The 24,807-nt window shown below is 65.8% G+C and carries 23 protein-coding genes; 22 read left to right on the top strand and 1 reads right to left on the bottom strand.

Annotated elements, in window-relative coordinates; all coding sequences use genetic code 11:
- Positions 1-43: 43 nt before the first annotated feature.
- The 19 genes from tsf (at position 44) to AC1DX2_RS04680 (ending at position 20,091) form a co-directional block, all read left to right on the top strand.
- Entirely contained in the window at positions 44-967 is a 924-nt protein-coding gene (tsf, locus tag AC1DX2_RS04770; protein ID WP_477195138.1) for a translation elongation factor Ts, read from the top strand.
- A gap of 134 nt (positions 968-1,101) precedes the next feature.
- Positions 1,102-1,824: a UMP kinase gene (gene pyrH, locus AC1DX2_RS04765; RefSeq protein WP_477195137.1), complete on the top strand. Its 723-nt coding sequence runs from the start codon at positions 1,102-1,104 to the stop codon at positions 1,822-1,824.
- A 13-nt stretch (positions 1,825-1,837) separates the two neighbouring features.
- The gene (frr, locus tag AC1DX2_RS04760) at positions 1,838-2,401 is read left to right on the top strand and encodes a ribosome recycling factor (RefSeq protein ID WP_477195136.1); all 564 of its coding nucleotides are present in this window, start codon (positions 1,838-1,840) and stop codon (positions 2,399-2,401) included.
- A gap of 31 nt (positions 2,402-2,432) precedes the next feature.
- Positions 2,433-3,161 (top strand): polyprenyl diphosphate synthase, encoded by a 729-nt coding sequence (gene uppS / locus AC1DX2_RS04755; RefSeq protein ID WP_477195135.1) that lies wholly within the window; start codon positions 2,433-2,435, stop codon positions 3,159-3,161.
- A gap of 26 nt (positions 3,162-3,187) precedes the next feature.
- A complete protein-coding gene (locus AC1DX2_RS04750; RefSeq protein ID WP_477195134.1) occupies positions 3,188-4,039 on the top strand; it encodes a phosphatidate cytidylyltransferase in 852 nt (283 codons plus the stop codon).
- Positions 4,036-5,247 (top strand): 1-deoxy-D-xylulose-5-phosphate reductoisomerase, encoded by a 1,212-nt coding sequence (gene ispC, locus AC1DX2_RS04745; RefSeq protein WP_477195133.1) that lies wholly within the window; start codon positions 4,036-4,038, stop codon positions 5,245-5,247. The genes AC1DX2_RS04750 and ispC overlap by 4 nt, the downstream gene beginning before the upstream one ends.
- 28 nt (positions 5,248-5,275) lie before the next feature.
- Complete coding sequence (gene rseP / locus AC1DX2_RS04740; protein WP_477195132.1) at positions 5,276-6,637, top strand: RIP metalloprotease RseP; 1,362 nt, start codon at positions 5,276-5,278, stop codon at positions 6,635-6,637.
- 50 nt (positions 6,638-6,687) lie between these two features.
- The gene (gene bamA, locus AC1DX2_RS04735) at positions 6,688-8,979 is read left to right on the top strand and encodes an outer membrane protein assembly factor BamA (RefSeq protein WP_477195131.1); all 2,292 of its coding nucleotides are present in this window, start codon (positions 6,688-6,690) and stop codon (positions 8,977-8,979) included.
- Complete coding sequence (locus AC1DX2_RS04730; RefSeq protein ID WP_477195130.1) at positions 8,979-9,503, top strand: OmpH/Skp family outer membrane protein; 525 nt, start codon at positions 8,979-8,981, stop codon at positions 9,501-9,503. Before bamA ends, AC1DX2_RS04730 begins: the two co-directional genes overlap by 1 nt.
- A gap of 28 nt (positions 9,504-9,531) precedes the next feature.
- Positions 9,532-10,512, top strand: coding sequence for a UDP-3-O-(3-hydroxymyristoyl)glucosamine N-acyltransferase (lpxD, locus tag AC1DX2_RS04725; protein WP_477195129.1), 981 nt, complete (start codon positions 9,532-9,534; stop codon positions 10,510-10,512).
- Positions 10,513-10,517: 5 nt separating this feature from the next.
- Positions 10,518-10,955: a 3-hydroxyacyl-ACP dehydratase FabZ gene (fabZ, locus tag AC1DX2_RS04720; protein WP_477195759.1), complete on the top strand. Its 438-nt coding sequence runs from the start codon at positions 10,518-10,520 to the stop codon at positions 10,953-10,955.
- 15 nt (positions 10,956-10,970) lie between these two features.
- Positions 10,971-11,771, top strand: a complete 801-nt coding sequence (gene lpxA, locus AC1DX2_RS04715) for an acyl-ACP--UDP-N-acetylglucosamine O-acyltransferase (RefSeq protein WP_477195128.1) — start codon at positions 10,971-10,973, stop codon at positions 11,769-11,771.
- Positions 11,772-11,784: 13 nt separating this feature from the next.
- Positions 11,785-12,942 (top strand): lipid-A-disaccharide synthase, encoded by a 1,158-nt coding sequence (gene lpxB / locus AC1DX2_RS04710; protein WP_477195127.1) that lies wholly within the window; start codon positions 11,785-11,787, stop codon positions 12,940-12,942.
- Positions 12,914-13,591 (top strand): ribonuclease HII, encoded by a 678-nt coding sequence (gene rnhB / locus AC1DX2_RS04705; RefSeq protein WP_477195126.1) that lies wholly within the window; start codon positions 12,914-12,916, stop codon positions 13,589-13,591. The genes lpxB and rnhB overlap by 29 nt, the downstream gene beginning before the upstream one ends.
- On the top strand, positions 13,588-14,364 hold the full coding sequence (locus AC1DX2_RS04700) for a TrmH family RNA methyltransferase (RefSeq protein ID WP_477195125.1): 777 nt from the start codon (positions 13,588-13,590) through the stop codon (positions 14,362-14,364). Before rnhB ends, AC1DX2_RS04700 begins: the two co-directional genes overlap by 4 nt.
- A 302-nt stretch (positions 14,365-14,666) precedes the next feature.
- Positions 14,667-15,866, top strand: a complete 1,200-nt coding sequence (gene carA, locus AC1DX2_RS04695; RefSeq protein ID WP_477195124.1) for a glutamine-hydrolyzing carbamoyl-phosphate synthase small subunit — start codon at positions 14,667-14,669, stop codon at positions 15,864-15,866.
- On the top strand, positions 15,859-19,110 hold the full coding sequence (carB, locus tag AC1DX2_RS04690; RefSeq protein ID WP_477195123.1) for a carbamoyl-phosphate synthase large subunit: 3,252 nt from the start codon (positions 15,859-15,861) through the stop codon (positions 19,108-19,110). Before carA ends, carB begins: the two co-directional genes overlap by 8 nt.
- Before the next feature lie 85 nt (positions 19,111-19,195).
- Positions 19,196-19,672, top strand: coding sequence for a transcription elongation factor GreA (gene greA, locus AC1DX2_RS04685; RefSeq protein WP_477195122.1), 477 nt, complete (start codon positions 19,196-19,198; stop codon positions 19,670-19,672).
- On the top strand, positions 19,672-20,091 hold the full coding sequence (locus AC1DX2_RS04680; protein ID WP_477195121.1) for a DUF4149 domain-containing protein: 420 nt from the start codon (positions 19,672-19,674) through the stop codon (positions 20,089-20,091). Before greA ends, AC1DX2_RS04680 begins: the two co-directional genes overlap by 1 nt.
- Positions 20,092-20,381: 290 nt before the next feature.
- On the opposite strand, the gene AC1DX2_RS04675 is transcribed toward AC1DX2_RS04680, so the two are convergent.
- Entirely contained in the window at positions 20,382-20,855 is a 474-nt protein-coding gene (locus tag AC1DX2_RS04675) for a YhbY family RNA-binding protein (RefSeq protein WP_477195120.1), read from the bottom strand.
- 121 nt (positions 20,856-20,976) lie between these two features.
- Here AC1DX2_RS04675 and AC1DX2_RS04670 point away from each other — a divergent pair, with 121 nt between their 5' ends.
- The 3 genes from AC1DX2_RS04670 to folP all read left to right on the top strand — a co-directional run bounded on the left by AC1DX2_RS04670 (position 20,977) and on the right by folP (position 24,771).
- A complete protein-coding gene (locus AC1DX2_RS04670) occupies positions 20,977-21,663 on the top strand; it encodes an RlmE family RNA methyltransferase (protein ID WP_477195119.1) in 687 nt (228 codons plus the stop codon).
- Between the two features lie 184 nt (positions 21,664-21,847).
- Entirely contained in the window at positions 21,848-23,761 is a 1,914-nt protein-coding gene (gene ftsH / locus AC1DX2_RS04665; RefSeq protein ID WP_477195118.1) for an ATP-dependent zinc metalloprotease FtsH, read from the top strand.
- A 104-nt stretch (positions 23,762-23,865) separates the two neighbouring features.
- Positions 23,866-24,771 (top strand): dihydropteroate synthase, encoded by a 906-nt coding sequence (folP, locus tag AC1DX2_RS04660; RefSeq protein ID WP_477195117.1) that lies wholly within the window; start codon positions 23,866-23,868, stop codon positions 24,769-24,771.
- The last annotated feature ends 36 nt before the right edge of the window (positions 24,772-24,807 follow it).

The raw sequence follows: 24,807 nt of genomic DNA, 5'->3' as shown, positions 1-24,807 counted from the left end.
TTAATCCCAGATACCCCCTACATTGACCGATACGGAGAAAAAAATGGCTGCAATTACCGCGAGCATGGTTGCCGAACTGCGTGGCAAGACCGACGCCCCCATGATGGAATGCAAGAAGGCGCTGACCGAAGCCGAAGGCGACATGGCCAAGGCTGAAGAGCTGCTGCGCGTCAAGCTGGGCAGCAAGGCCGGCAAGGCCGCCGCCCGCATCACCGCCGAAGGCGTGGTCGCCAGCTTCATCGACGGCAACACCGGCGCCCTGATCGAAGTCAACTGCGAAACCGACTTCGTCACCAAGAACGACAGCTTCCTGGCCCTGTCCAAGGCCGCTGCCGAGCTGGTGGCCAAGCAAAACCCGGCCGACGTGGCCGCCTTGAGTGCGCTGCCCTACAGCCAGGACGGCTTCGGCCCGACGCTGGAAGACGTGCGCAAGGGCCTGATCGGCAAGATCGGCGAGAACATGAGCTTCCGCCGCTTCAAGCGCTTCGCCTCCGGCGCCAAGCTGGCTTCCTACCTGCACGGCACCCGCATCGGCGTGGTGGTCGAGTTTGAAGGCGACGACACCGCCGCCAAGGACGTGGCCATGCACGTGGCCGCCATGAAGCCGGTCGCCCTGTCCAGCGCCGACGTGTCGGACGAGCTGGTGGCGCGCGAGCGCTCGGTGGCCACCGCCAAGGCCGCAGAAGACGCTGCCAAGGCCACCGCCGAAGGCAAGCCGGTGCAGTCCGCCGAAATCGTGGCCAAACGCATCGAAGGCGGCGTGCAGAAGTTCCTGAAGGAAGTCTCGCTGTACAACCAGGCCTTCGTGAAGAACGACAAGCAGACCGTGGAGCAGATGCTCAAGGCCGCTGGCACCACCGTGAAGGCGTTCACGCTGTACGTGGTGGGCGAGGGCATCGAGAAGAAGGTGGACGATTTCGCCGCCGAAGTGGCCGCGCAAGTGGCTGCCGCGAAGCAGGCTGCCTGAGTCGGTTGTCAAGCAAGCCGCGTCCAGCGGCTGTGCCGGGGCGGGCGAATGTGTAACCGGCCGCCGCCCCGGTAGAAAGTAAGATAGCCGGTATCCGCCACAATCAGCCACCCCGCCAACCTCAGGAGTCCTTCATGTCCGATGCCCGACCAGCCCACAAGCGTATCTTGCTCAAGCTGTCGGGTGAGGCGCTGATGGGGGACGACGCGTTCGGCATCAACCACGCCACCATCAAGCGCATGGTGGACGAGATCGCCGAGGTCACCCGTTTGGGGGTGGAGGTGGCGGTGGTGATTGGCGGTGGCAACATCTTCCGCGGCGTGGCCGGTGGCTCGGTCGGCATGGACCGCGCCACTGCCGACTACATGGGCATGCTGGCCACCGTGATGAACGCGCTGGCCCTGGCAGACACCATGAACAAGGCCGGCCTGACCGCCCGCGTGATGTCCGCCATTGCCATCGAGCAGGTGGTGGAACCCTATGTGCGGCCCAAGGCGCTGCAGTACCTGGAAGAGGGCAAGGTGGTGGTGTTCGCTGCCGGCACCGGCAACCCCTTCTTCACCACCGACACCGCCGCCGCGTTGCGCGGCGCCGAGATCGGTGCCGAGATGGTGCTCAAGGCCACCAAGGTGGACGGCGTCTACAGCGCCGACCCCAACAAGGACCCCACGGCCACCCGCTACAACCGCATTTCGTTTGATGAGGCCATCTCGAAGAACCTGGGCATCATGGATGCCACGGCCTTCGCGCTGTGCCGCGACCAGAAGTTGCCCATCAAGGTGTTCTCCATCTTCAAACACGGCGCCTTGAAGCGCGTGGTGATGGGCGAGGACGAGGGCACGCTGGTGTACGCCTGAGGAGAGAGCAAGCATGACAACCATCGCTGACATCAAAAGCACGGCAGAGGGCAAGATGGACCAATCCATCGCCGCCTTCAAGAACAACCTGAGCAAGATCCGCACCGGCCGCGCCAGCCCCGCGTTGCTCGACACCGTGCAGGTCGACTACTATGGCTCCCCGGTGCCGATCTCGCAGGTGGCCAACCTGTCGCTGCTGGACGCCCGCACCATCGGCATCCAGCCGTGGGAAAAGGGCATGGGCGCCAAGATCGAGAAAGCCATTCGCGACAGCGACCTGGGCTTGAACCCGTCGTCGGTGGGCGAGCTGATACGCGTGCCCATGCCGATGATGAGCGAGGAGCGCCGCAAGGAGCTGACCAAGATCGTCCGCAACGAGGCCGAGGCCGCCAAGGTGGCCGTGCGCAACCTGCGCCGCGACGCCAATGAGGCGGTGAAGAAGCTGGTGAAGGACAAGCAGGCTTCCGAAGACGACCAGAAGCGTGTCGAGGCCGATATCCAGAAGATCACCGACAAGCACATCATCGCCATCGACCAATTGATGGCCGGTAAAGAAGCGGACATCATGGCGGTTTGAGGCTGCCAGCCTCTGATTTGCTTTTCTTTACATGAGCTCCCAAAACGGGATTCCGCACCACATCGCCGTCGTCATGGACGGCAATGGCCGCTGGGCCTCGCGCCGTTTTTTGCCGCGCGTGGCCGGCCACAAGCAGGGCGTGGATTCGCTGCGCCGCTGTGTGCGGGCCTGTGGCGACCGGGGCGTGGCGGTGCTCACTGTGTTTGCCTTCTCGTCCGAGAACTGGAACCGCCCGCCTGAAGAAGTGTCCGGCCTGATGGACCTGCTGGCGGTGGCCATTTCGCGTGAAATCCCCCAACTGAAGGCCGACGGCGTGCGCATACGCTTCGTCGGCGAGCGTGCCGGCCTGTCGCCCAAGGTCAGCGCCGGCCTTCTGCAGGGCGAGGCCGCGACCGAAGGCAACAGCAAGCTGCTGCTCAACGTGTGTTTCAACTATGGCGGCCGCTGGGACATCGCCCAGGCCGCGCGCAAGTTGGCCGAAGCGGGCCAGCCCATCACCGAGGCGGCCTTGAACGACGCCATGGCGCTGTCCTTCGTGCCCGACCCGGATTTGCTGATTCGCACCGGCGGCGAGCAGCGCATCAGCAACTTCCTGCTGTGGCAGGCCGCCTATTCCGAGCTGTTCTTCAGCGACAAGCTGTGGCCCGAATTCGACGAGGCCGAGCTGGACCTGGCCATTGCCTCCTACGCCCGGCGTGAGCGCCGCTTCGGTCAGACATCCGCCCAGGTGGCTCCGGCCGCCGCCGCTGCCAACGGCTGAATGCCGCCCCGTTTCATGCACACCCCATGCTGAAGCAGCGCGTCATCACCGCAGTGGTCCTGCTGCTCATTCTGCTGCCGGCGCTGTTCTACCCCTCGTTCGAGCCGTTTTGCGCGCTGGCGCTGCTGTTGGTGGCTGCCGGTGGCTGGGAATGGGCGCGGTTGAACGGCCTGCCCGGTGCCGGTGCCGTGGCGTTGGGTGCGGCCGTTGCCGCGCTGTGCGTAGCCGCCTGGGGCTGGGGCTTGTTGGGCAAGCCGCTGCAACCCTTGTGGCTGATCGTGGGCGCGCTGTGGGTGCTGGGCGGCGCCTGGCTGTTGCGCGCCGGGCCCGCGGGCTGGGGCCGGCTGCCGCGCGGCCTGCGCCTGCTGGCGGGCGTGGCGGTGCTGGCCGCGGCCTGGCTGGCCATTGCCCAGGCCAAGCTGCTGGGCACCAATTTCCTGCTGTCGGTGCTGGTGCTGGTGTGGGTGGCCGACATCTTTGCCTACTTTGCCGGCCGCGCTTTCGGCGGGCGGCTGCACAAACAGAAGCTGGCCCCCTCCATCAGCCCCGGCAAGAGCTGGGAAGGCGTGTGGGGCGGCATGGCCGGCGTGCTGGTGCTGGCCTTTTGCTGGCAGGCGGCCGATGCATCGTTGCACGCCAGCGTGCCCAGCCTGTATTCGCGGCTGATGGCCGGTGGTGTGGTGGTGATGGTGATCGCCGCCATCTTCCTGGCCGCCATGAGTGTGTTGGGTGACCTGGTGGAATCGCTGATGAAGCGCAGCGCCGGCGCCAAGGACAGCAGCAACCTGCTGCCCGGCCACGGCGGCGTGCTGGACCGGCTGGATGCGCTGTTGCCCACCTTGCCGCTGGCCATGATGCTGACGCAGTGGGTGCCATGAACATGTCCCCCACGTCCGGTGTTCAGCGCGTCACCATCCTGGGCTCCACCGGTTCCATAGGCACCAGCACGCTGGACGTGATCGCCCGCCACCCCGGGCGTTTCGAGGTGTTTGCGCTGACAGCGGCTACCCAGGTCGAGTTGCTGGCCCAGCAATGCGTGCAGTTCAAGCCGCGTTACGCGGTGATGGCCAGCGCCGAGCATGCGCGCACGCTGGCTGACCGTTTGAAACAGGCCGGCAGCGCCACCCAGGTGCTGAGCGGCGCTGCGGCCATCGCCCAGGTGGCGGCCGAGCCCGAGGTGGACATGGTCATGGCCGCCATCGTCGGTGCTGCCGGCCTGGGGCCTTGCCTGGCAGCTGCCGAGGCTGGCAAGCGCCTGCTGCTGGCCAACAAGGAGGCGCTGGTGGTGGGTGGCCAGGTGTTCTTGGACGCCGTGGCGCGCGGTGGCGCCACGCTGCTGCCCATAGACAGCGAGCATTCGGCCATCTTCCAGTCGCTGCCCGAGGACCGCGGCAGTTGGGCCAGCCGGGTGGACAAGATCATCCTCACCGCTTCCGGCGGCCCGTTTCGCACGCGCGAGCCGGCCACGCTGCGCGATGTCACGCCCGAGCAGGCCTGCGCCCACCCCAACTGGGTGATGGGCCGCAAGATCTCGGTGGATTCGGCCACCATGATGAACAAGGCGCTGGAAGTCATCGAGGCGCGCTACCTGTTTGGTGTCGCGCCCAGCCAGTTGCAGGTGGTGATCCACCCGCAAAGCGTGATCCATTCCATGGTGCAGTACACCGACCACTCGGTGATTGCCCAACTGGGCACGCCCGACATGCGCGGCCCCATCGCCTACGGCCTGGCCTGGCCTGAGCGCATGACTTCGGGCGCGGCGGCGCTGGATTTCACCACCTTGGCCGACATGAGCTTCGAGTCGCTGGACACGCGCGGCCACCGCCAGCGCTTCCCCGGCCTGCAACTCGCCTGGGATGTGCTGCAGGGCGAGCCCGGCGCCACCGCGGTGCTGAACGCCGCCAACGAGATCGCCGTCGAGGCCTTCCTGGCGCGGCGCATACGCTTTGACCAGATCCACCAGGTAAACCTGGGAACTCTGGAATCCGTCCACCCCTCCAAGCCCCACACACTGGAGGATTTGTTGACATTGGACGCGCAAACCCGGGCTGCTGCCAGCCGACTCGTTGCCCACCTGGGCGCCTGAGCTGCCGACTGCCTTCGACACGCCCACCATGCTGACCGTCCTTGCTTTCCTGCTCGCCATCGGTGTGCTGATCACCGTGCACGAGTACGGCCACTACCGCGTGGCGGTGGCCTGTGGCGTCAAGGTGCTGCGCTTTTCCATCGGCTTTGGCAAGGTGGTGTGGCGCTGGCAACGGCCTGGTTCACCGACCGAATTCGTGCTGTGCGCGCTGCCGCTGGGCGGCTACGTGCGCATGCTGGACGAGCGCGAGGACGCCGTGGACCCGGCCGAGCGCCACCTGGCCTTCAACAACAAGCCGCTGCGTTCGCGCGCCGCCATCGTGGCTGCCGGACCGGCCGCCAACCTGTTGCTGGCCGTGTTGCTGTACGCGCTGGTCAACTGGATGGGCGTGGACGTGCCGGCGCCGGTGCTGGGCACCCCCACGGCCGGTTCGGCCGCGCAGCGCGCCGGTCTGGCGGCGGGCGATACCGTGCTGAGCAGCGCGGTGGGCGATGGCGCCGCGCAACCGGTGGACTCCTTTGACGACCTGCGCTGGGTGCTGACCCAGGCCGCGCTGGACAGCCAGGACGTGCGCCTGGTGGTGCGCGGCCCGCAGGACCGCGCAGGCCGCGAACTGCTGCTGCGCCTGGGTGACATGCAGGTGACCGAGGCCGATGCCCGGCTGTTCCAGCGCCTGGGTGTGGAGCGGCCCTATCGGCCGGCCCGCATCCAGGCCATCGTGGCGGCTGGCGCTGGCGAGCGCGCCGGCCTGCGCGCCGGTGACGTGGTGGAGCGCATCGGTGAGGCGCCGATAGGGGATGCTGACCAGCTTTACACAACCATCCGCAGCCTCGGCCAACAGGGCGGTGACACCGCCAGGGTGTGGGTGGTGCGGCGTGGCGCCGAGCGGCTGGAGCTGACCGTGCAGCCCGATGTGGCGCAGGACCGGGGCCAGCGCGTCGGCCGGGTAGGCGTGGACCTGAGCGGTCCGCCCCAGATGCTGACGGTGCGCTACGGTTTCGTCCGCGGCCTGTGGCTGGGGGCGGTGCGCACCTGGGAGGTGTCGGGCCTGACGCTGAAAATGATGGGCCGCATGCTGGTGGGCGAGGCCTCGCTGAAGAACCTCAGCGGCCCATTGACGATTGCCGACTACGCCGGCAAGTCCGCCAGCATGGGGCTGACCCAGTACCTGATTTACCTGGCTTTGGTCAGCGTCAGCCTGGGCGTGCTCAATCTGCTGCCGTTGCCCGTCTTGGACGGGGGGCACCTGATGTATTATCTTTATGAGGGCCTCAGCGGCAAGAGCGTGTCTGACGTCTGGTTGGACCGCTTGCAGCGCGGCGGCGTGGGGGTGCTGTTGCTCATGATGAGCATCGCGCTGTTCAATGACCTGACCAGGCTCTTTGGCTAATTTTTTCCGGTGCCTGTGTCCTCTCTCGGTGCCGGCCTGACTTTCACAATTTGACCATGCAATTCAAACGTTTCCGCTTGCGCGCCGTTTCCGCGGTAGCCGCTCTCGCACTCTCTGCCAGTGCCTGGGCGGTCAATCCCTTTACCGTGCGCGACATCCGGGTGGAAGGCTTGGAGCGCGTGGAACCCGGCACCGTGTTCGCCTCCATGCCGCTGCGCGTCGGCGACACCTACACCGACGAACTGGGCGCCGCCACCATCCGCTCGCTGTTCGCCTTGGGCATCTTCAAGGACGTGGGCCTGAAGGTGGACGGCGACGTGCTGGTGGTCATCATCCAGGAACGCCCGTCCATCGGCGAGGTGGAATTCGCCGGCGCCAAGGAATTCGACAAGGACAACCTGAAGAAAGCGCTGAAGGACGTCGGCATTGCCGAAGGCCAGCCTTTCGACAAGGCCCTGGCCGACCGCGCCGAGCAGGAGCTCAAGCGCCAGTACATCAACCGCAGCATGTACGCCTCCGAGGTGGTCACCACCGTCACGCCCACCGAGCGCAACCGCGTCAACCTGACCTTCACCGTGACCGAGGGCGAGCCGGCCTCGATACGCGACATCAAGATCGTCGGGGCCAAGGTGTTCTCCGAGTCCACGCTGCTCAACCTGTTTGATTTGGGCACCAGCGGTTGGCTGACCTGGTACACCAAGGCAGACCGCTATTCGCGCACCAAGCTCAATGCCGACCTGGAGTCGCTGAAGTCCTACTACCTGACGCGCGGCTACCTGGAGTTCAAGATCGACTCCACCCAGGTGGCGATCTCGCCCAACAAGAAGGACATGTCCATCACCATCAATGTCACCGAGGGCGAGCCCTATGTGGTGTCCGAGGTGAAGCTGGAGGGCAACTACCTGGGCCGCGACGGCGAGTTCAAGACGCTGGTGCAGATCAAACCCGGCCAGGCCTACAACGCCGACCAGGTGACGTTGACGCAAAAGGTCTTCACCGACTACTTCGGCAACTTCGGCTATGCCTTCGCCCGGGTGGAGGCCCGCCCCGAGATCGACCGCAAGAACAACCGCGTGGTGCTGACACTGGTGGCCGACCCGTCGCGGCGCGCCTATGTGCGCCGCGTCATCGTGGCCGGCAACACCCGCACCCGCGACGAGGTGGTGCGCCGCGAGTTCCGCCAGTTCGAGTCGGCCTGGTATGACGGCGACCGCATCAAGCTGTCACGCGACCGCGTGGACCGCCTGGGTTACTTCAAGGAAGTCACGGTGGATTCGCAGGACGTGCCCGGCTCCCCCGACCAGGTGGACGTGATCGTCACCGTCGTCGAAAAACCCACCGGCAGCCTGTCGCTGGGCGCCGGTTACTCCAGTGCCGATGGCCTGGGCTTCTCCTTTGGCATCCGGCAGGACAACATCTTCGGTTCCGGCAAGTCGTTGGGTCTGCAGATCAACACCAGCCACTACAACCGGGTGATCTCGGTCAGCACCACCGACCCGTATTTCACCAACGACGGCGTGTCGCGCACCATCGACGTCTACCACCGCTCCAGCAACCCTTACCAGGACCCGAGCAGCTACCAGTTCGTCAGCACCGGCGGCGCCTTGCGCTTCGGTGTGCCGTTCTCGGAAGTGGACACGGTGTTCTTCGGTGCCGGCCTGGAGCGCACCACCATCGTGCCGGGTGCCAACATCCCCAACGCCTACCTGCGCTACGCCAACACCTTCGGCTACTCCAGCATCACGGTGCCGCTGACGGTGGGCTGGGGCAGCGACACCCGCGACAGCGCGTTGACGCCCACGGCGGGCAAATTGCAGCGCGCTTCGGCCGAAATCAGCCTGTGGGGTGACGCCCGTTATGCGCGCGGCACCTACCAGTACCAGCAGTACTACCCGCTGAACAAGCAGTTCACCTACGCCTTCAACGGCCAGCTGGACTACGGCGTTGGCCTGGGTGGCCGGCCGTACCCGGCGTTCAAGAACCTGTATGGCGGCGGCCTGGGTTCGGTGCGTGGTTTTGAGCAGGGCAGCCTGGGCCCCAAGGACGAATACGGCCTCGCCGTGGGTGGTGCCAAGCGCTTCACCATCGCCAACGAAATGATGTTGCCGGTGCCTGGCGCCGGCAGTGACAAGACGCTGCGCTTCTTCGCCTTCTACGACTTGGGCAACGTCTGGGGTGAAGACGAAAAGATCCGCCTGAGCGACCTGCGCACCTCGGCCGGCGTCGGCATCAGCTGGATCTCCCCGGTGGGGCCGCTGCGCATCGCCTTCGCCAAGCCCCTGCACAAGCTTGAAGGCGATAGAATCCAGACTATTCAATTTCAAGTCGGAAACCAGTTTTGATGAAGAATCTTCTGCGTTGCCCCTCGTGGATGCTGGGGGGGCTGCTGTGTGCAACCCTGGCCAGCGCGCCAGTGCTGGCCCAGGAACTTCGCATAGGGTATGTCAACACCGACCGCATCTTCAAGGAATCGGCGAGTTCCAAGCTGGCCCAGAGCAAGCTGGAGCAGGAATTCGCCAAGCGGCAAAAAGAGCTGGAAGAGCGCGGCGCCACGCTGAAGGCTTTTGCCGACAAGTTTGACCGCGAAAGCCCCACCTTGTCCGAGGCGCAGCGCGTCGCGCGCCAGAAGGAATGGGCCGAGATGAACCGCGACTTCGAGCGCCGCAAGCGCGAGTTCCAGGAAGACGTGAACGCCCGCAAGAGCGAGGAGTTCCAGCAAGTGCTGGAGCGTGCCAACCGGGCCGTGCGCCAGATTGCCGAAACCGAGAAGTACGACGTGGTGCTGCAAGAGGCGGTCTACGTCAACCCCAAGTACGACATCACCGACAAGGTCATCCGGGCCTTGAGCCAGCCGGGTGGCAAGTGAGCCCCCGTTCCATCGCGTCAGTTCACGTGTGGCACTGCGACTAGGCTCCATCGTCGACGCATTGGGTGGCGTGCTGTACGGCAGCGCCGCGATGGAGATCACCGGCCTGGCGCCGCTGGAAGCCGCAGGCAGCGCCGACATCAGCTTCCTCAGCAACCCCAAGTACCAGCAGCAGCTGGTCACATCCCTGGCCGGGTGCGTCATCGTCAGCCCGGCCATGCAGGCCGCCGCCCAGGCGCGCGGCGCCTGCATCGTCACCGACCAGCCCTACCTGTACTTCGCGCGCCTGACGCAGTTGTGGAAGCGTGAGCACGGGGGAGCGGCTGCGCCCGTTGGCGTGCACGCCAGTGCGGTGGTGGATCCCACCGCCCAGGTGCACCCCACGGCCAGCATTGGCCCGCTGTGCGTGGTGGAGCGCGGCGCCCGCGTGGGTGCGGGCACGGTGCTCAAGTCCCGCGTCACGCTGGGCGAGGGCTGCTCTATCGGCGCGCGCTGCATCGTGCATGCCGGCGTGGTGATTGGCGCGGACGGCTTCGGCTTTGCGCCGGCTGAGGGCGGCGCCTGGGAAAAGATCGAGCAGCTGGGCGCGGTGCGCATAGGCGACGACGTGGAAATCGGCGCCAACACCTGCATAGACCGTGGCGCGTTGCAAGACACGGTGATCGAAGATGGCGTCAAGCTGGACAACCTGATACAGATCGGCCACAACGTGCGCATTGGCAAGCACACCGCGCTGGCCGGCAATGCCGGCGTGGCCGGCAGCGCCACCATTGGCGCGCATTGCACGGTGGGTGGCGGGGCGGTGGTGCTGGGGCATCTGACGATTGCCGACCACGTGCACATTTCAGCGGCCTCGGTGGTCACCCGCTCGATTGCCAAACCGGGCCACTACACGGGCCTGTTTCCACTGGACGAGAATGCGGTTTGGGAGAAAAATGCTGCCAGCCTGAAACAATTGAACAGCTTGCGCGAACGCGTGAAACAACTCGAAAAAGCCAATAAATCATGACGACCATGGACATTCACGCCATCCTGAAGCAACTGCCGCACCGCTACCCCTTCCTGCTGGTGGACCGGGTGCTGAGCATGGACAAGGGCAAGAGCATCCAGGCGCTGAAAAACGTGACCATGAACGAGCCTTTCTTCACCGGCCATTTTCCGCACCGCCCGGTGATGCCGGGCGTGCTGATGCTCGAGGCCCTGGCCCAGGTGGCGGCCTTGCTGGCCTTTGACACGCTGGGCGTGGTGCCGGACGACAAGACGGTGTATTACTTCGCCGGCATCGACGGCGCGCGCTTCAAGCGCCCGGTGGAGCCGGGTGACCAGCTGGTGATGGACGTGACGCTGGACCGCATGAAGGCCGGCATCTTCAAGTTCACCGGCGTGGCCAAGGTGGACGGCAACGTGGCCTGCGAGGCCGAGCTGATGTGCACCATGCGCACCATTGCCTGACGGCAGCGTGACCCCATGAGCGCGAAACTGATACACCCCACCGCCATCATCGACCCCAAGGCCGAGCTGGACAGCTCGGTCTCCGTCGGGCCCTACACCGTGATTGGGCCAGAGGTGAAGGTGGCCGGCGGCACCACCATTGGCGCACACTGCGTCATCGAAGGCCGCACCACCATTGGCCGCGACAACCAGATCTTCCAGTTCAACTCACTGGGCGCCATCCCGCAGGACAAAAAGTATGACGGCGAGCCCTGCGAGCTGGTGATTGGCGAGCGCAACGTCATCCGCGAGTTCTGCACCTTCAACATCGGCTCACCGGGCGATGCCGGCGTCACCCGCGTGGGCGACGACAACTGGATCATGGCCTACGTGCACCTGGCGCACGATTGCGTGGTGGGCAACCACACCATCTTTGCCAACAACTCGCAGTTGGCCGGCCATGTGCATGTGGGCGACTGGGTCATCCTGGGTGGCTTCACCGTGGCGCACCAGTTCGTGCGCCTGGGCGCGCACAGCATGACGGCCATGTGCTCGCTGCTGTTCGCCGACCTGCCGCCTTTCGTCATGTGCCAGGGCCAGCCGGCCTCGGCCCGCTCGATGAACTACGAAGGCCTGCGCCGGCGCGACTTCTCGCCCGAGCGCATCAGCGCCGTCAAGGCCATGCACAAGGCGCTGTACCGCGACGACCGCACGCTGGAGCAGGCGCAGGCGCGCATTGGCGAGCTGGCCGACGAGTTCCCCGAGGCAGCCGGCGACGTCGACATGATGCTGAGCTTCCTGGAGCAGACCTCGCCGCAGCGCGGCATCGTGCGCTAGGGCAGGGGGCAGATTGACCGCTTCGGCCCCCCGCTTCGGCCTGGTGGCCGGTGAAACCTCCGGCGACCTGTTGGCCGGCTTGCTGCTGGCCGGCATGCGCCAGCGCTGGCCGGACATGGCCTGCGCCGGCATAGGCGGGCCGCAGATGGCGCGCCATGGGTTTGACGCCTGGTGGCCCAGCGACAAGCTGGCGGTGCGCGGCTATGTGGAGGTGCTGCGCCACTACTGCGAGATCGTCGGCATACGCGATCAGTTGAAGGCACGGCTGCTGCGCGAACGCCCCAGCGCCTTCATTGGTGTGGATGCGCCCGATTTCAACCTCGACCTGGAAGCCGCGCTCAAACGCGAGGGCATCAAGACCGTGCACTTCGTCTGCCCCTCGGTGTGGGCCTGGCGTGCCGAGCGGCTGGAGAAAATCCGCGCCAGCGTCGACCACGTGCTGTGCATCTTCCCCTTCGAGCCCGAGCTGCTGCGTCAGCATGGTATAGATGCCACGTATGTGGGCCACCCGCTGGCCAATGTGATCCCGCAGCAGCCCGACCGCGCGGCCGCCCGCACCGCGCTGGGCCTGCCGCAGGACGCGCGCGTGGTGGCCATCCTGCCGGGCAGCCGCAAGTCTGAAATCCAGTACCTGGCGCAGCGTTTCATGGATGCCGCGTTGTTGCTGCGCCGCGCGCGGGCCGACGTGCGCTTCATCGTGCCGGCCATGCCGGCGCTGCGCCCGCTGATCGAGCAGGCCGTGGCCGCCAGCGGCATGGACGGCCAGGTGCTGATCGTCAACGGCCAGTCGCACGCCGTGCTGGCGGCCTGCGATGTGACGCTGATCGCCAGCGGCACCGCCACGCTGGAGGCGGCGCTGTTCAAGCGGCCCATGGTGATCGCCTACAACATGAACTGGCTGTCCTGGCAGATCATGCGGCGCAAGCAACTGCAACCCTGGGTGGGCCTGCCCAACATCCTGTGCCGCGATTTCGTCGTGCCCGAGCTGCTGCAGGACGCCGCCACGCCACGCGCGTTGGCCGATGCGGTGCTGGACTGGCTGCAGGCCATTGACGCCGGCGCCCCCCGGGTGGCCGCGCTTCACCGTACATTTACCCTTTTGCACGCAGAGTTGCAAAGAGACACCCCTACACTGGCGACCGATGCGATCCAAGCGATTCTTGAAGGCTGAGCAGGCCACGCTGTGCTGGGACACGCCGGGCCTGATGGCCGGCGTGGACGAGGCCGGGCGCGGCCCGCTGGCCGGCCCGGTGGTGGCGGCGGCCGTCATCCTGGACGAGCTGCAGCCCATTGACGGCCTGGCCGACTCCAAGGTGCTGACCGCCGCGCGGCGTCAGCAGCTGTATGACCAGATACGCGCCCGCGCGCTGTGCTGCGCCGTGGCCGAGGCCAGCGTGCAGGAGATCGACGAGCTCAACATCCTGGGTGCCACGCTGCTGGCCATGCGCCGCGCGGTGATGAGCCTGCGCCTGAAGCCGGTGAAGGTGCTGGTGGACGGCAACCGCCTGCCCAGGCTGGACGTGCTGGCCGAGGCGGTGGTGGGGGGCGACGCGCTGGTGCCGGCCATCTCGGCCGCCTCCATCCTGGCCAAGGTGCACCGCGACCGGCTATGCCTGGAGTTGCACCAGCGTTACCCGCTGTATGGCTTTGCAGGCCACAAGGGCTATGGCACGGCCGAGCACATGGCGGCGCTGCGCCTGCATGGCGCCTGCCCCGAGCACCGCCAGAGCTTCGCGCCGGTGCGCGAAGCCGGCGTGCGCATGGCGGTGGAGATCACTGTGGCGGGGAGCACCACCCGCGTCTCCGGGGATTGGGCATGAGCAGCGACGAACAGCGCATCGTGCACATCAGCTCGCGCGACAACGCGCTGCTGAAGGAGTTGCGCAAGGTCTCGCAAGACCCCACCGCCTACCGCGTGTTCGGCCGCGTGTGGCTGGAGGGCGACCACCTGTGCCGCGCCGCGCTGGAGCGCGGCGTGCGGCCGGCAGTGGCGGTGTTTGCCGAGTCCTTCTGGCCGGTGGCACCACCCGCCTGGTCGGAAGGCGCCGCCAAGGTGGTGGTGATGGAAGACGCGCTGTTCCGCGGCCTGAGTGCTTTGGAGTCGCCCGCGCGCATGGGTTTTTTCATCGAGCTGCCCAACCAGGGCCAGGTGATGCCGGGCCTGGCCACCGTGGTGCTGGACCGGGTGCAGGATGCCGGCAACGTCGGCTCCATCCTGCGCAGCGCCGCCGCCTTTGGCGTCCAGCAGGTGGCCGCCATCAAGGGCAGCGCCGGCCTGTGGTCGCCCAAGGTGCTGCGCGCCGGCATGGGTGCGCACTTCAACCTGCGCCTGGTGGAAGGCCTGGAGCACAAGGACGTGATGCAACTGGCCCTGCCATTGGTGGCCACCAGTTCGCACAACGGCCAGGCGCTGCGCAGTCTGAAGCTGCCCCACCCCTGCGCCTGGGTCTTCGGCCACGAAGGGCAGGGCGTCAGCGAACCGCTGCTGCGTGAGGCTGACGTGCTGGTGCGCATCGAGCAGCCGGGGGGGGAGGAGTCGCTGAATGTCGCCGCCGCTGCTGCGATTTGCCTGCACGCAAGCGCTGCGGGCTGACCTTCCAAGTCCGTTCGGGCTGAGCTTGTCGAAGCCCAGTCACTGCGGCTGGCGCCACGCGGTATTCTCGTGCAGGCGCGGTGGGCTGCCCACCGCGCCTGCATGGGACCGACGAATGGCGACAGCGGTTTTAAGGGCTTCGGCAAGCTCAGCCCGAATGGGGGAGCGGGCCTGCGATATAATCAGAGGCTTTCCCATAAGCCCCCCACCCAGGCGTAAATCAAGACAGTACTCCCACAGAGCGACTCGCAAATTCATTGCTTGTGCACGCCTGGGCTACCCGTAACTACTCGGAGAACCCAGTGCTTCTGTCTCTCAAGGGAAATACCCCGCAGGCCATCCTGGCGCTTGCAGACGGCACGGTCTTTGTTGGCAATTCCATAGGCATGGCTGGTTCCACCGTCGGCGAGGTGGTGTTCAACACCGCCATGACCGGCTACCAGGAAATCCTCACCGATCCCAGCTATTGCCAGCAGATCGTCACGCTCACCTACCCGCACATCGGCAACTACGGCATCAACGCCGAAGACGTGGAGGCTGAGAAGGTCCACGCCGCCGGCTTGATCATCCGCGACCTGCCGCTGCTGGCCTCCAACTTCCGCTCCAGCCTGAGCCTGTCGGACTACCTGGTGCGCGAACGCACCGTGGCCATTGCCAACATCGACACCCGCAAGCTGACCCGCCTGCTGCGCACCCAGGGCGCACAAAACGGCTGCATCCTGGCGCTGGCCGCTGGCGAGGTGATCACGCCCGCACTGGTGGACAAGGCCGTCAGCGCTGCCAAGGCCGCGCCCAGCATGGCCGGGCTGGACCTGGCCAAGGTGGTGTCGGTGCAAAGCAGCTACCCCTGGACGCAGACCGAATGGACGCTGGGCCGGGGCTATGGCGAGCAAGACCAGCCGCGTTTTCACGTCGTGGCCTATGACTTTGGCGTCAAAAAGAACATCCTGCGCATGCTGAGCCAACGCGGCTGCAAGGTCACGGTGGTGCCGGCGCAGACGCCGGCGGCCGAGGTGTTCAAGCTGAACCCTGATGGCGTGTTCCTGTCCAACGGACCCGGCGACCCGGAGCCTTGCGACTACGCCATTGCCGCCACCCGTGAACTGGTGGAAAGCGGCATCCCCACCTTCGGCATCTGCCTGGGCCACCAGATCATGGCGCTGGCCAGTGGCGCCAAGACCTTCAAGATGAAGTTCGGCCACCACGGCGCCAACCACCCGGTGAAAGACCTGGACAACGGCCGCGTCAGCATCACCAGCCAGAACCACGGCTTTGCGGTGGACGAGAAGACGCTGCCACCGAATCTGCGTCCCACCCACATCAGCCTGTTCGACGGCACGCTGCAAGGCCTGGCGCGCACCGACAAGCCGGCCTTCTGCTTTCAGGGCCACCCCGAGGCATCGCCCGGGCCGCACGACATTTCCTACCTGTTCGACCGCTTCGTGGCCTTGATGCAGGCCGCAGCAACCACCCGCGCCGCCGGAGCTTCACAACATGCCTAAGCGCACAGACCTCAAAAGCATACTGATCATCGGCGCCGGCCCCATCATCATCGGCCAGGCCTGCGAGTTCGACTACTCGGGCGTGCAGGCCTGCAAGGCGCTGCGCGAGGAGGGCTACAAGGTCATCCTGATCAACAGCAACCCGGCCACCATCATGACGGACCCGGCCACGGCCGACGTCACCTACATCGAACCCATCACCTGGCAGACGGTGGAAAAGATCATCGCCAAGGAAAAGCCCGACGCGATCTTGCCCACCATGGGCGGCCAGACGGCGCTGAACTGCGCGCTGGACCTGTGGCGCCATGGCGTGCTGGACAAGCACCGGGTTGAGTTGATTGGCGCCACGCCCGAGGCCATCGACAAGGCCGAGGACCGGCTGAAGTTCAAGGACGCGATGACCAAGATCGGCCTGGGTTCGGCCCGCTCCGGCATCGCGCACTCCATGGACGAAGCCTGGGGCGTCCAAAAGGGTCTGGGCTTCCCAACCGTGATACGCCCCAGCTTCACGCTGGGCGGCACCGGCGGCGGCATTGCCTACAACCCGGAAGAGTTTGAAGTCATCTGCAAACGCGGCCTGGAGGCCTCGCCCACCAATGAGCTGCTGATCGAAGAATCGCTGTTGGGCTGGAAAGAGTTCGAGATGGAGGTGGTGCGCGACAAGGCGGACAACTGCATCATCGTCTGCTCGATCGAAAACCTGGACCCGATGGGCGTGCACACCGGTGACTCCATCACCGTGGCGCCAGCGCAGACGCTGACCGACAAGGAGTATCAAATCCTGCGCAACGCCTCGCTGGCCGTGCTGCGCGAGATCGGCGTCGACACCGGCGGCTCCAACGTGCAGTTCGCCATCAACCCCAAAGACGGGCGCATGGTGGTGATCGAGATGAACCCGCGCGTGTCGCGCTCCAGCGCGTTGGCCTCCAAGGCCACGGGCTTCCCCATCGCCAAGGTGGCGGCCAAGCTGGCCGTGGGCTACACGCTGGACGAGCTGCGCAATGACATCACTGGCGGCGCCACGCCGGCCAGTTTCGAGCCCAGCATCGACTACGTGGTGACCAAGGTGCCGCGCTTTGCGTTCGAGAAATTCCCGGCCGCCGATTCGCGCCTGACGACGCAGATGAAGTCCGTCGGCGAGGTGATGGCCATGGGTCGCACCTTCCAGGAGTCGTTCCAGAAAGCGCTGCGCGGCCTGGAAGTGGGCGTGGACGGCATGAACGAGAAAACCCAGGACCGCGAGGTGCTGGAAAAGGAGCTGGGCGAGCCCGGCCCCGAGCGCATCTGGTACGTGGGCGACGCCTTCGCCCAGGGCATGAGCGTGGACGAAGTGCATGCGCTGACCAAGATCGACCCCTGGTTCCTGGTGCAGATCGAGCAGATTGTGCAGATCGAGCTGGAGCTGGAGCAGGTCACCAAGACGCTGGACAACGTGGATGCCGCCACGCTGCGCGCGCTGAAGCAAAAGGGCTTCTCCGACCGCCGCCTGGCCAAGCAGTTGAAGACCACCGACACCGCGATACGCCAGAAGCGCCGCGAGCTGGGTGTGCGCCCGGTCTACAAGCGGGTGGACACCTGTGCGGCCGAGTTCGCCACCAACACGGCCTACATGTACTCCACCTACGAGGCCGAGCACAGCGAGTGCGAGGCCGAGCCGACGACCAAGAAAAAGATCATGGTGCTGGGCGGCGGGCCCAACCGCATTGGCCAGGGCATCGAGTTTGACTACTGCTGCGTGCACGCCGCGCTGGCCATGCGCGAAGACGGCTACGAGACCATCATGGTCAACTGCAACCCCGAGACCGTGTCCACCGACTACGACACCAGCGACCGCCTGTATTTCGAGCCGCTGACGCTGGAAGACGTGCTGGAGATCGTCGACAAGGAAAAACCGCTGGGCGTGATCGTGCAATACGGCGGCCAGACGCCACTCAAATTGGCGCTGGACCTGGAAGCCAACGGCGTGCCCATCATCGGCACCTCGCCCGACATGATCGACGCCGCCGAGGACCGCGAGCGCTTCCAGCAGCTGCTGCACACGCTGGGCCTGCGCCAGCCGCCCAACGCCACGGCCCGCGCCGAGCCCGAAGCGCTGGAAAAGGCCGCCGCCCTGGGCTACCCGCTGGTGGTGCGCCCCAGCTACGTGCTGGGCGGCCGCGCGATGGAGGTGGTGCACGAGCAGCGCGACCTGGAGCGCTACATGCGCGAGGCCGTCAAGGTCAGCCACGACTCGCCGGTGCTGCTGGACCGCTTTTTGAACGACGCCATCGAATGCGATGTGGACGCCATCTGCGACGGCCAGCAGGTATTCATCGGCGGGGTAATGGAACACATCGAACAGGCCGGCGTGCACAGCGGCGACTCCGCCTGCTCGTTGCCGCCCTACAGCCTGAGCGCCGCCACGGTGACCGAGCTGAAGCGCCAGACCACCGCCATGGCCCATGCGCTGAAGGTGGTGGGGCTGATGAACGTGCAGTTTGCCATCCAGCAGGTGCCCGATGAGGCCGGGGTGGTGAAGGATGTGATCTTCGTGCTGGAGGTGAACCCGCGCGCCTCGCGCACCGTGCCCTTTGTCAGCAAGGCCACCGGCATCCAGCTGGCCAAGGTGGCGGCGCGTTGCATGGTGGGCCAGTCGCTGGCGTCCCAGGGCATTGCCAAGGAGGTGACGCCGCCTTACTTCAGCGTCAAGGAAGCGGTGTTCCCCTTCGTCAAGTTCCCCGGCGTGGACACCATCCTGGGCCCGGAGATGAAGTCCACCGGCGAGGTGATGGGCGTGGGCAAGAGTTTTGGCGAGGCCTTCGTCAAGTCGCAACTCGGCGCGGGCATGAAGCTGCCGCGCACCGGCACCGTGTTCCTGTCGGTCAAGCAAAGCGACAAGCCGCGCGCCGTGGAAGTGGCGCGGGCCCTGGTGGCGATGAAGTTTGGCATCGTGGCCACCAAGGGCACGGCGGCCACCATACAGGCGGCCGGCATTGATTGTGCGGTGGTCAACAAGGTTACCGAAGGGCGGCCCAACATCGTCGACATGATCAAGAACAACGAGATCGCCATGGTGGTCAATACCGTGGAAGAGCGGCGCAATGCCATTGCCGACTCGCGCTACATCCGCACCTCGGCGCTGCTGGCCCGTGTCACCACCTTCACCACCATTGCCGGCGCCGAGGCGGCGGTGGAGGGCATGAAGTACCTGGACGACCTGGACGTCTGCTCGGTGCAGCAAATGCACGCCCAACTGTTGGCATAATCCATACCTTGAACCCGCGGGGACAGACCGGCGCGCAAGCGCCGCTCTGTCCCCCTGTACTTTGGATAGCGACAACACCGACACCATGGCCACCATTCCGATCACCAAACGCGGCGCTGAAAAACTGAAGGCCGAACTGCACCAGCTCAAGACCAAGGACCGCCCCTGGGTGATTGGCGCCATTGCCGAAGCGCGCGCCCAGGGCGACCTGAGCGAAAACGCCGAGTACGAGGCCGCCAAGGACCGCCAGGGCTTCATTGAAGGCCGCATCCAGGAAGTGGAAGGCAAGCTGTCGGCCGCCCAGATCATCGACCCCACGGAGGTGGACGCCGGTGGCCGCGTGGTGTTTGGCGCCACCGTGGAGCTGGAAGACGAGGACAGCGGTGACAAGGTCACCTACCAAATCGTCGGCGAAGACGAAGCCGACCTGAAGCTGGGGCTGATCAACATCAGCTCGCCGATCGCCCGTGCGCTGATCGGCAAGGAGGCCGGCGACAGCGTCGTGGTGCTGGCGCCCGGCGGCGACAAGCATTTCGAGATCGTGGCCGTCAGCTACGTCTGATGTTGAAGGCCCGGGCACCTGTGTGGCTGGCTGGGCTGTGGTGGTCCAGCCTGAGCGTCATCGGCTTCCTGGTGGTGCCCATGTTGTTCGCCAACCTGCCCACGCCAGCCATTGCCGGTGCCATGGCCGCCAAGCTGTTTGCCGCCCAGACCTGGTTGTCAACCATCTGCGGCCTGACGTTGCTGGCGCTGTCGCGCCAGGAATCGGAGGGTGAGGGCGCTAACCTGCCGAAAGCCGCCGCCATGCCCATCCTGGCCGGCATGCTGCTGGCCCTGCTGTCTGAATTCGCCGTTGCGCCGCGCATCGTGGCGCGGGAGAACCTCGCCCTCTGGCACGGTGTTGGCAGTGGCATGTACTTGCTGCAGTGGGTGTGCGCTGGCGTGGTGCTTTGGAAGCTGACGGCCAATAAGGCAAGCTGACTCGCTTGGTACGCAGCCGACGCCGCTGGTGCGCGTGGCTACGGGAATGTCCTCCGGCCCTGCGGGCCTCCCCCTTGATTTCCCTCCGCCACGCGCCCCAGCGACATCGGGTTAATTGGCACGCGCAACGCTTGAACACCGGTGCGCCAACCAAGTTCGCAGGATCAGGACGTCATGGCACTCTGCGCAGCGGCATCAAGGAGGAGGGCCGAAGGCCCGGGGGACAGCCGCGGAGCGGAGTGCCGTGGCGGCCTAATCTCGCCAAACCAACGTGGCGACAAAGGGGTGTTTCAGCCCTGGGCGCGCTTTTTGACGCTGACTTGCTTCTTGGGCTTGGCACGCCGCACATTGCCGCCAGCGGTGAGCCGCTGGTTGCCCAGCACGCGCAAGGTCTTGACTTCGGGCTTCTGGCCGGCGCGGCCGTATTTCAGCACCTTGAAGTCGCGCGGACCGGGCATGCGGTCCTCGTCCACCACTTTTTCCTTCACCGGCTTGGGCCGCCACAGCACCAGCAGCTTGCCGATGTGCTGGATGGGGGCGGCGCTCAGTTCGTCAGCCAGCGTCTGGAACATGGCCTCGCGTGCCGTGCGGTCGTCTGAGAACACTCGGATCTTGATCAGGCCGTGCGCGTTCAGCGCCGCATCGGCCTCTTTTTTGACGGCGGCCGTCAGGCCGTCGCCGCCCACCATGACCACGGGATCCAGGTGATGCGCCTCGGAACGGTGTTCTTTGCGTTGGGCGGGGGTGAGTTGTATGGCAGCCATGCCGGTATTATCGGTGCAACTGGCCCCCACGCTCCGCACTTCGTGTCGTCGCTGCCCCCCAAAGGGGCCGCTTTTTGCCTTGGGGCGGCCCGGTGGCAAAAAAAGCCGAAAATAGCCACACATGGACAGCAAACCTCAGACCAAGCCCGCGAAGGCCGGCAAGGCCACCGGCAAGAAGGTCAACCGTGCCTGGATAGACCAGCACGTCAACGATCCCTACGTCAAACAGGCGAAAAAAGACGGCTACCGGGCTCGTGCGGCCTACAAGCTGAAGGAAATCGACGAAACCCTGGGCCTGATCAAGCCCGGCCATCTGGTGGTGGACCTGGGCTCCACCCCCGGCGCCTGGAGCCAGTATGTGCGCCGCCGCCTGTCGCCCGGCGGGGCGGCTTCCGGGGCGCTGAATGGCGCCATCATCGCCTTGGACATCCTGCCCATGGAGCCGGTGGAGGGTGTGCTGTTCTTGCTTGGCGACTTCCGCGAGGATGCTGTGCTGCAGCAACTGGAGCAGGCGGTGGGCGGCCGCAAGGCCGATGTGGTGGTGTCCGACATGGCGCCCAACCTGTCGGGCATTGCCTCGGCCGATACTGCCCGCATCAGCCACCTGGTCGAATTGGCGGTGGATTTTTCTCGTAACCATCTGAAACCGGATGGCGCGCTGGTGGCCAAGGTGTTCCACGGCGCCGGCTATGCGGAGCTGGTGACCCTGTTCAAGGCCTCATTTCGGGTCGTCAAGCCGTTCAAGCCCAAGGCCTCCCGCGACAAATCTTCTGAAACCTTTTTGGTGGGCGTGGGTCTGAAAAGCTGATCTGGATCAACTGGCAGAGCCGCAAAGCAGGCCAACATGCGCCAAAAGCATGAAATAACACCGCAATGGCCCGCTGCCGTGCGGGGGCGATGCTCTCAAAATCGCTGCGCAGGCGCCTTGAAACCCGTAAAATCAGGCACAACTAACCTCCATCATCCTCAATGCGTCCGCACTGGAGCCCCGTTTGAATAATCAGTGGTTTTCGAAAATAGCTGTTTGGTTGGTGATCGCCCTGGTGCTGTTCGCCGTCTTCAAGCAGTTCGACACCCGTGGCGGCGCCTCCGCCAACTCCATGGGCTACTCCGACTTCCTGGAGGAGGTGCGCGGCAAGCGCATCAAGAGCGCCCGCATCAGCGAAGGCCAGGGCGGTACCGAGGTGGAAGCCACCACCACCGATGACCGCAAGATCCGCACCACCGCCACCTACCTGGACCGCGGCCTGGTTGGCGACCTGATCAACAACGGCGTCAAGTTCGACGTCAAGCCGCGCGAAGAGGGTTCGCTGCTGATGACGCTGCTGGTCAGCTGGGGCCCGATGCTGCTGCTGATCGGCGTCTGGATCTATTTCATGCGCCAGATGCAGGGCGGCGGCAAGGGCGGTGCCTTCAGCTTTGGCAAGAGCAAGGCGCGCCTGCTGGACGAGTCCGCCAACACGGTCACCTTTGCCGACGTCGCCGGCTGCGACGAGGCCAAGGAAGAAGTCAAGGAAGTGGTCGAATTCCTGAAAGACCCGCAGAAATTCCAGAAGCTGGGCGGGCGCATCCCGCGCGGCCTGCTGCTGGTCGGCCCCCCCGGTACCGGCAAGACGCTGCTGGCCAAGGGCATTGCCGGCGAGGCCAAGGTGCCGTTCTTCGCCATCTCCGGCTCCGACTTCGTTGAAATGTTCGTCGGCGTGGGCGCTGCCCGTGTGCGCGACATGTTCGACAACGCCAAGAAGAACGCCCCCTGCATCATCTTCATCGATGAAATCGACGCCGTGGGCCGCCAGCGCGGTGCCGGCCTGGGCGGTGGCAACGATGAGCGCGAGCAGACGCTGAACCAGATGCTGGTGGAGATGGACGGCTTCGAGACCAACGTCGGTGTCATCGTGGTGGCCGCCACCAACCGCCCCGACATCCTGGACGCCGCCTTGTTGCGCCCCGGCCGTTTCGACCGCCAGGTGTATGTGACGCTGCCCGACATCCGCGGCCGCGAGCAGATCCTGAACGTGCACATGCGCAAGGTGCCACTGGGCCAGGACGTCAGCGCGTCGGTCATCGCACGTGGCACGCCCGGCATGTCCGGCGCCGACCTGGCCAACCTGTGCAACGAGGCCGCGCTGATGGCGGCGCGCCGCAATGCCCGCATGGTGGAGATGCAGGACTTCGAGAAGGCCAAGGACAAGATCCTGATGGGCCCGGAGCGCAAGAGCATGGTGATGCCGGAAGAAGAGCGCCGCAACACCGCCTACCACGAGTCCGGCCACGCGCTGATCGGCAAGCTGCTGCCCAAGTGCGACCCGGTGCACAAGGTCACCATCATCCCGCGCGGGCGCGCCCTGGGCGTGACCATGAGCCTGCCGGCGCAGGACCGCTACAGCTACGACAGCGAGTACATGCTGAGCCAGATCAGCATGCTGTTTGGCGGCCGCATCGCCGAAGAAGTGTTCATGAAGCAGATGACCACCGGCGCCAGCAACGACTTCGAGCGCGCCACCCATCTCGCCCGCGACATGGTCACCCGCTACGGCATGACCGACGCGCTGGGCCCGATGGTGTATGCCGAGAACGAGGGCGAGGTGTTCCTGGGCCGCTCGGTCACCAAGACCACCAACATGAGCGAGCAGACCATGCAGAAGGTGGACGCCGAAGTGCGCCGCATCATCGACCAGCAGTACACGCTGGCCCGTGGCCTGATCGAGCAGAACAGCGACAAGATGCACGCCATGGCCAAGGCCCTGCTGGAGTGGGAAACCATAGACAGCGACCAGTTGGACGACATCATGGCCGGCAAGGAGCCGCGCCCGCCCAAGGACTGGACGCCGCGCACGCCGTCTTCGTCGGGCGATGGCGGCAGCCCGCCGGCAGTGCCCTCGCAACCGGCCACGACCCCCGTCTGAATGGCGGGCTGACCGAACGGTAATTTGTCGCGAAATTGCCGACATCAACGGGGCCCCAGGGCCCCGTTTTCCATTGGCGGGCGTGGTTCTTATTACACTTGCGCATGATCTGGCAGACCTCGCGTTTCGCGATTGACTTGAACCAGCCCCAGGTGATGGGCATCGTCAATGTCACCCCCGACTCCTTCTCGGACGGCGGCCAGCGCTCCACCACCGGCGCGGCGCTGAGGCACTGCGAAAAGCTGCTGAAAGACGGCGCCCATATCCTGGACATAGGCGGCGAATCCACCCGCCCTGGCGCCTTGCCGGTGCCGGCCGATGAAGAGCTGGCGCGCGTGCTGCCGGTGCTGGAAGGCGCGGTGAAGCTGGGTGTGCCGGTGTCGCTGGACACCTACAAACCGCAGGTGATGCAGGCCGCGCTGGACCTGGGCGTGGACATCATCAACGACGTCTGGGCATTGCGCTGGACCGACCCGGACCTGGGCGACGACCAGCCCAGCGGCACCCAGGTGGTGGCCGCCCACCCGAATTGCGGCGTCTGCCTGATGCACATGCATGGTGAGCCCGGCACCATGCAGCGCAGCCCCATGCAGGGCGATGCGGTGATCCAGGTGCTGTCTTTCCTGGGCCGCGCGGCGCGCAGCCTGAAAGAGGCGGGCGTGGCCCGCGACCGCATCGCCATCGACCCCGGCGTGGGCTTTGGAAAGACGGTGCCGCAGAATTTCTCGCTGCTGTCGCGCCAGCGCCAGCTGCTGGCGCTGGGTTACCCGGTGCTGGTGGGTTGGTCGCGCAAGTCCTCGCTGGCGGCGGTCATCAGCACCTCGCTGTCCAACCTGGCCACGCTGGACAACCAGGCCCGGCTGGTGCCCAGTGTCACTGCCGCGCTGCTGGCGGTGGAGCGCGGCGCCCATGTGGTGCGCGTGCACGACGTGCGCGAGACCGTGCAGGCGCTCAAGGTGCTGGCCTCCCTGGAGCCGGTGCCGGCCGCGCCGCAGTCGGCGGCGGCGTGACGCAGGTCAGCAGCTATAACGACATATTCCCTCAAC

The organism is Hylemonella sp. P2_B10, from assembly GCF_056404875.1.
This window is presented reverse-complemented; position numbering and strand designations above follow the sequence as displayed.

Coding starts and splice junctions, on each gene's coding strand:
- tsf (WP_477195138.1), top strand. CDS start 44: ATGGCTGCAATTACCGCGAGCATGGTTGCCGAACTGCGTGGCAAGACC.
- pyrH (WP_477195137.1), top strand. CDS start 1,102: ATGTCCGATGCCCGACCAGCCCACAAGCGTATCTTGCTCAAGCTGTCG.
- frr (WP_477195136.1), top strand. CDS start 1,838: ATGACAACCATCGCTGACATCAAAAGCACGGCAGAGGGCAAGATGGAC.
- uppS (WP_477195135.1), top strand. CDS start 2,433: ATGAGCTCCCAAAACGGGATTCCGCACCACATCGCCGTCGTCATGGAC.
- AC1DX2_RS04750 (WP_477195134.1), top strand. CDS start 3,188: ATGCTGAAGCAGCGCGTCATCACCGCAGTGGTCCTGCTGCTCATTCTG.
- ispC (WP_477195133.1), top strand. CDS start 4,036: ATGAACATGTCCCCCACGTCCGGTGTTCAGCGCGTCACCATCCTGGGC.
- rseP (WP_477195132.1), top strand. CDS start 5,276: ATGCTGACCGTCCTTGCTTTCCTGCTCGCCATCGGTGTGCTGATCACC.
- AC1DX2_RS04730 (WP_477195130.1), top strand. CDS start 8,979: ATGAAGAATCTTCTGCGTTGCCCCTCGTGGATGCTGGGGGGGCTGCTG.
- fabZ (WP_477195759.1), top strand. CDS start 10,518: ATGGACATTCACGCCATCCTGAAGCAACTGCCGCACCGCTACCCCTTC.
- lpxA (WP_477195128.1), top strand. CDS start 10,971: ATGAGCGCGAAACTGATACACCCCACCGCCATCATCGACCCCAAGGCC.
- rnhB (WP_477195126.1), top strand. CDS start 12,914: ATGCGATCCAAGCGATTCTTGAAGGCTGAGCAGGCCACGCTGTGCTGG.
- AC1DX2_RS04700 (WP_477195125.1), top strand. CDS start 13,588: ATGAGCAGCGACGAACAGCGCATCGTGCACATCAGCTCGCGCGACAAC.
- carB (WP_477195123.1), top strand. CDS start 15,859: ATGCCTAAGCGCACAGACCTCAAAAGCATACTGATCATCGGCGCCGGC.
- greA (WP_477195122.1), top strand. CDS start 19,196: ATGGCCACCATTCCGATCACCAAACGCGGCGCTGAAAAACTGAAGGCC.
- AC1DX2_RS04680 (WP_477195121.1), top strand. CDS start 19,672: ATGTTGAAGGCCCGGGCACCTGTGTGGCTGGCTGGGCTGTGGTGGTCC.
- AC1DX2_RS04675 (WP_477195120.1), bottom strand. CDS start 20,855: ATGGCTGCCATACAACTCACCCCCGCCCAACGCAAAGAACACCGTTCC.
- AC1DX2_RS04670 (WP_477195119.1), top strand. CDS start 20,977: ATGGACAGCAAACCTCAGACCAAGCCCGCGAAGGCCGGCAAGGCCACC.
- folP (WP_477195117.1), top strand. CDS start 23,866: ATGATCTGGCAGACCTCGCGTTTCGCGATTGACTTGAACCAGCCCCAG.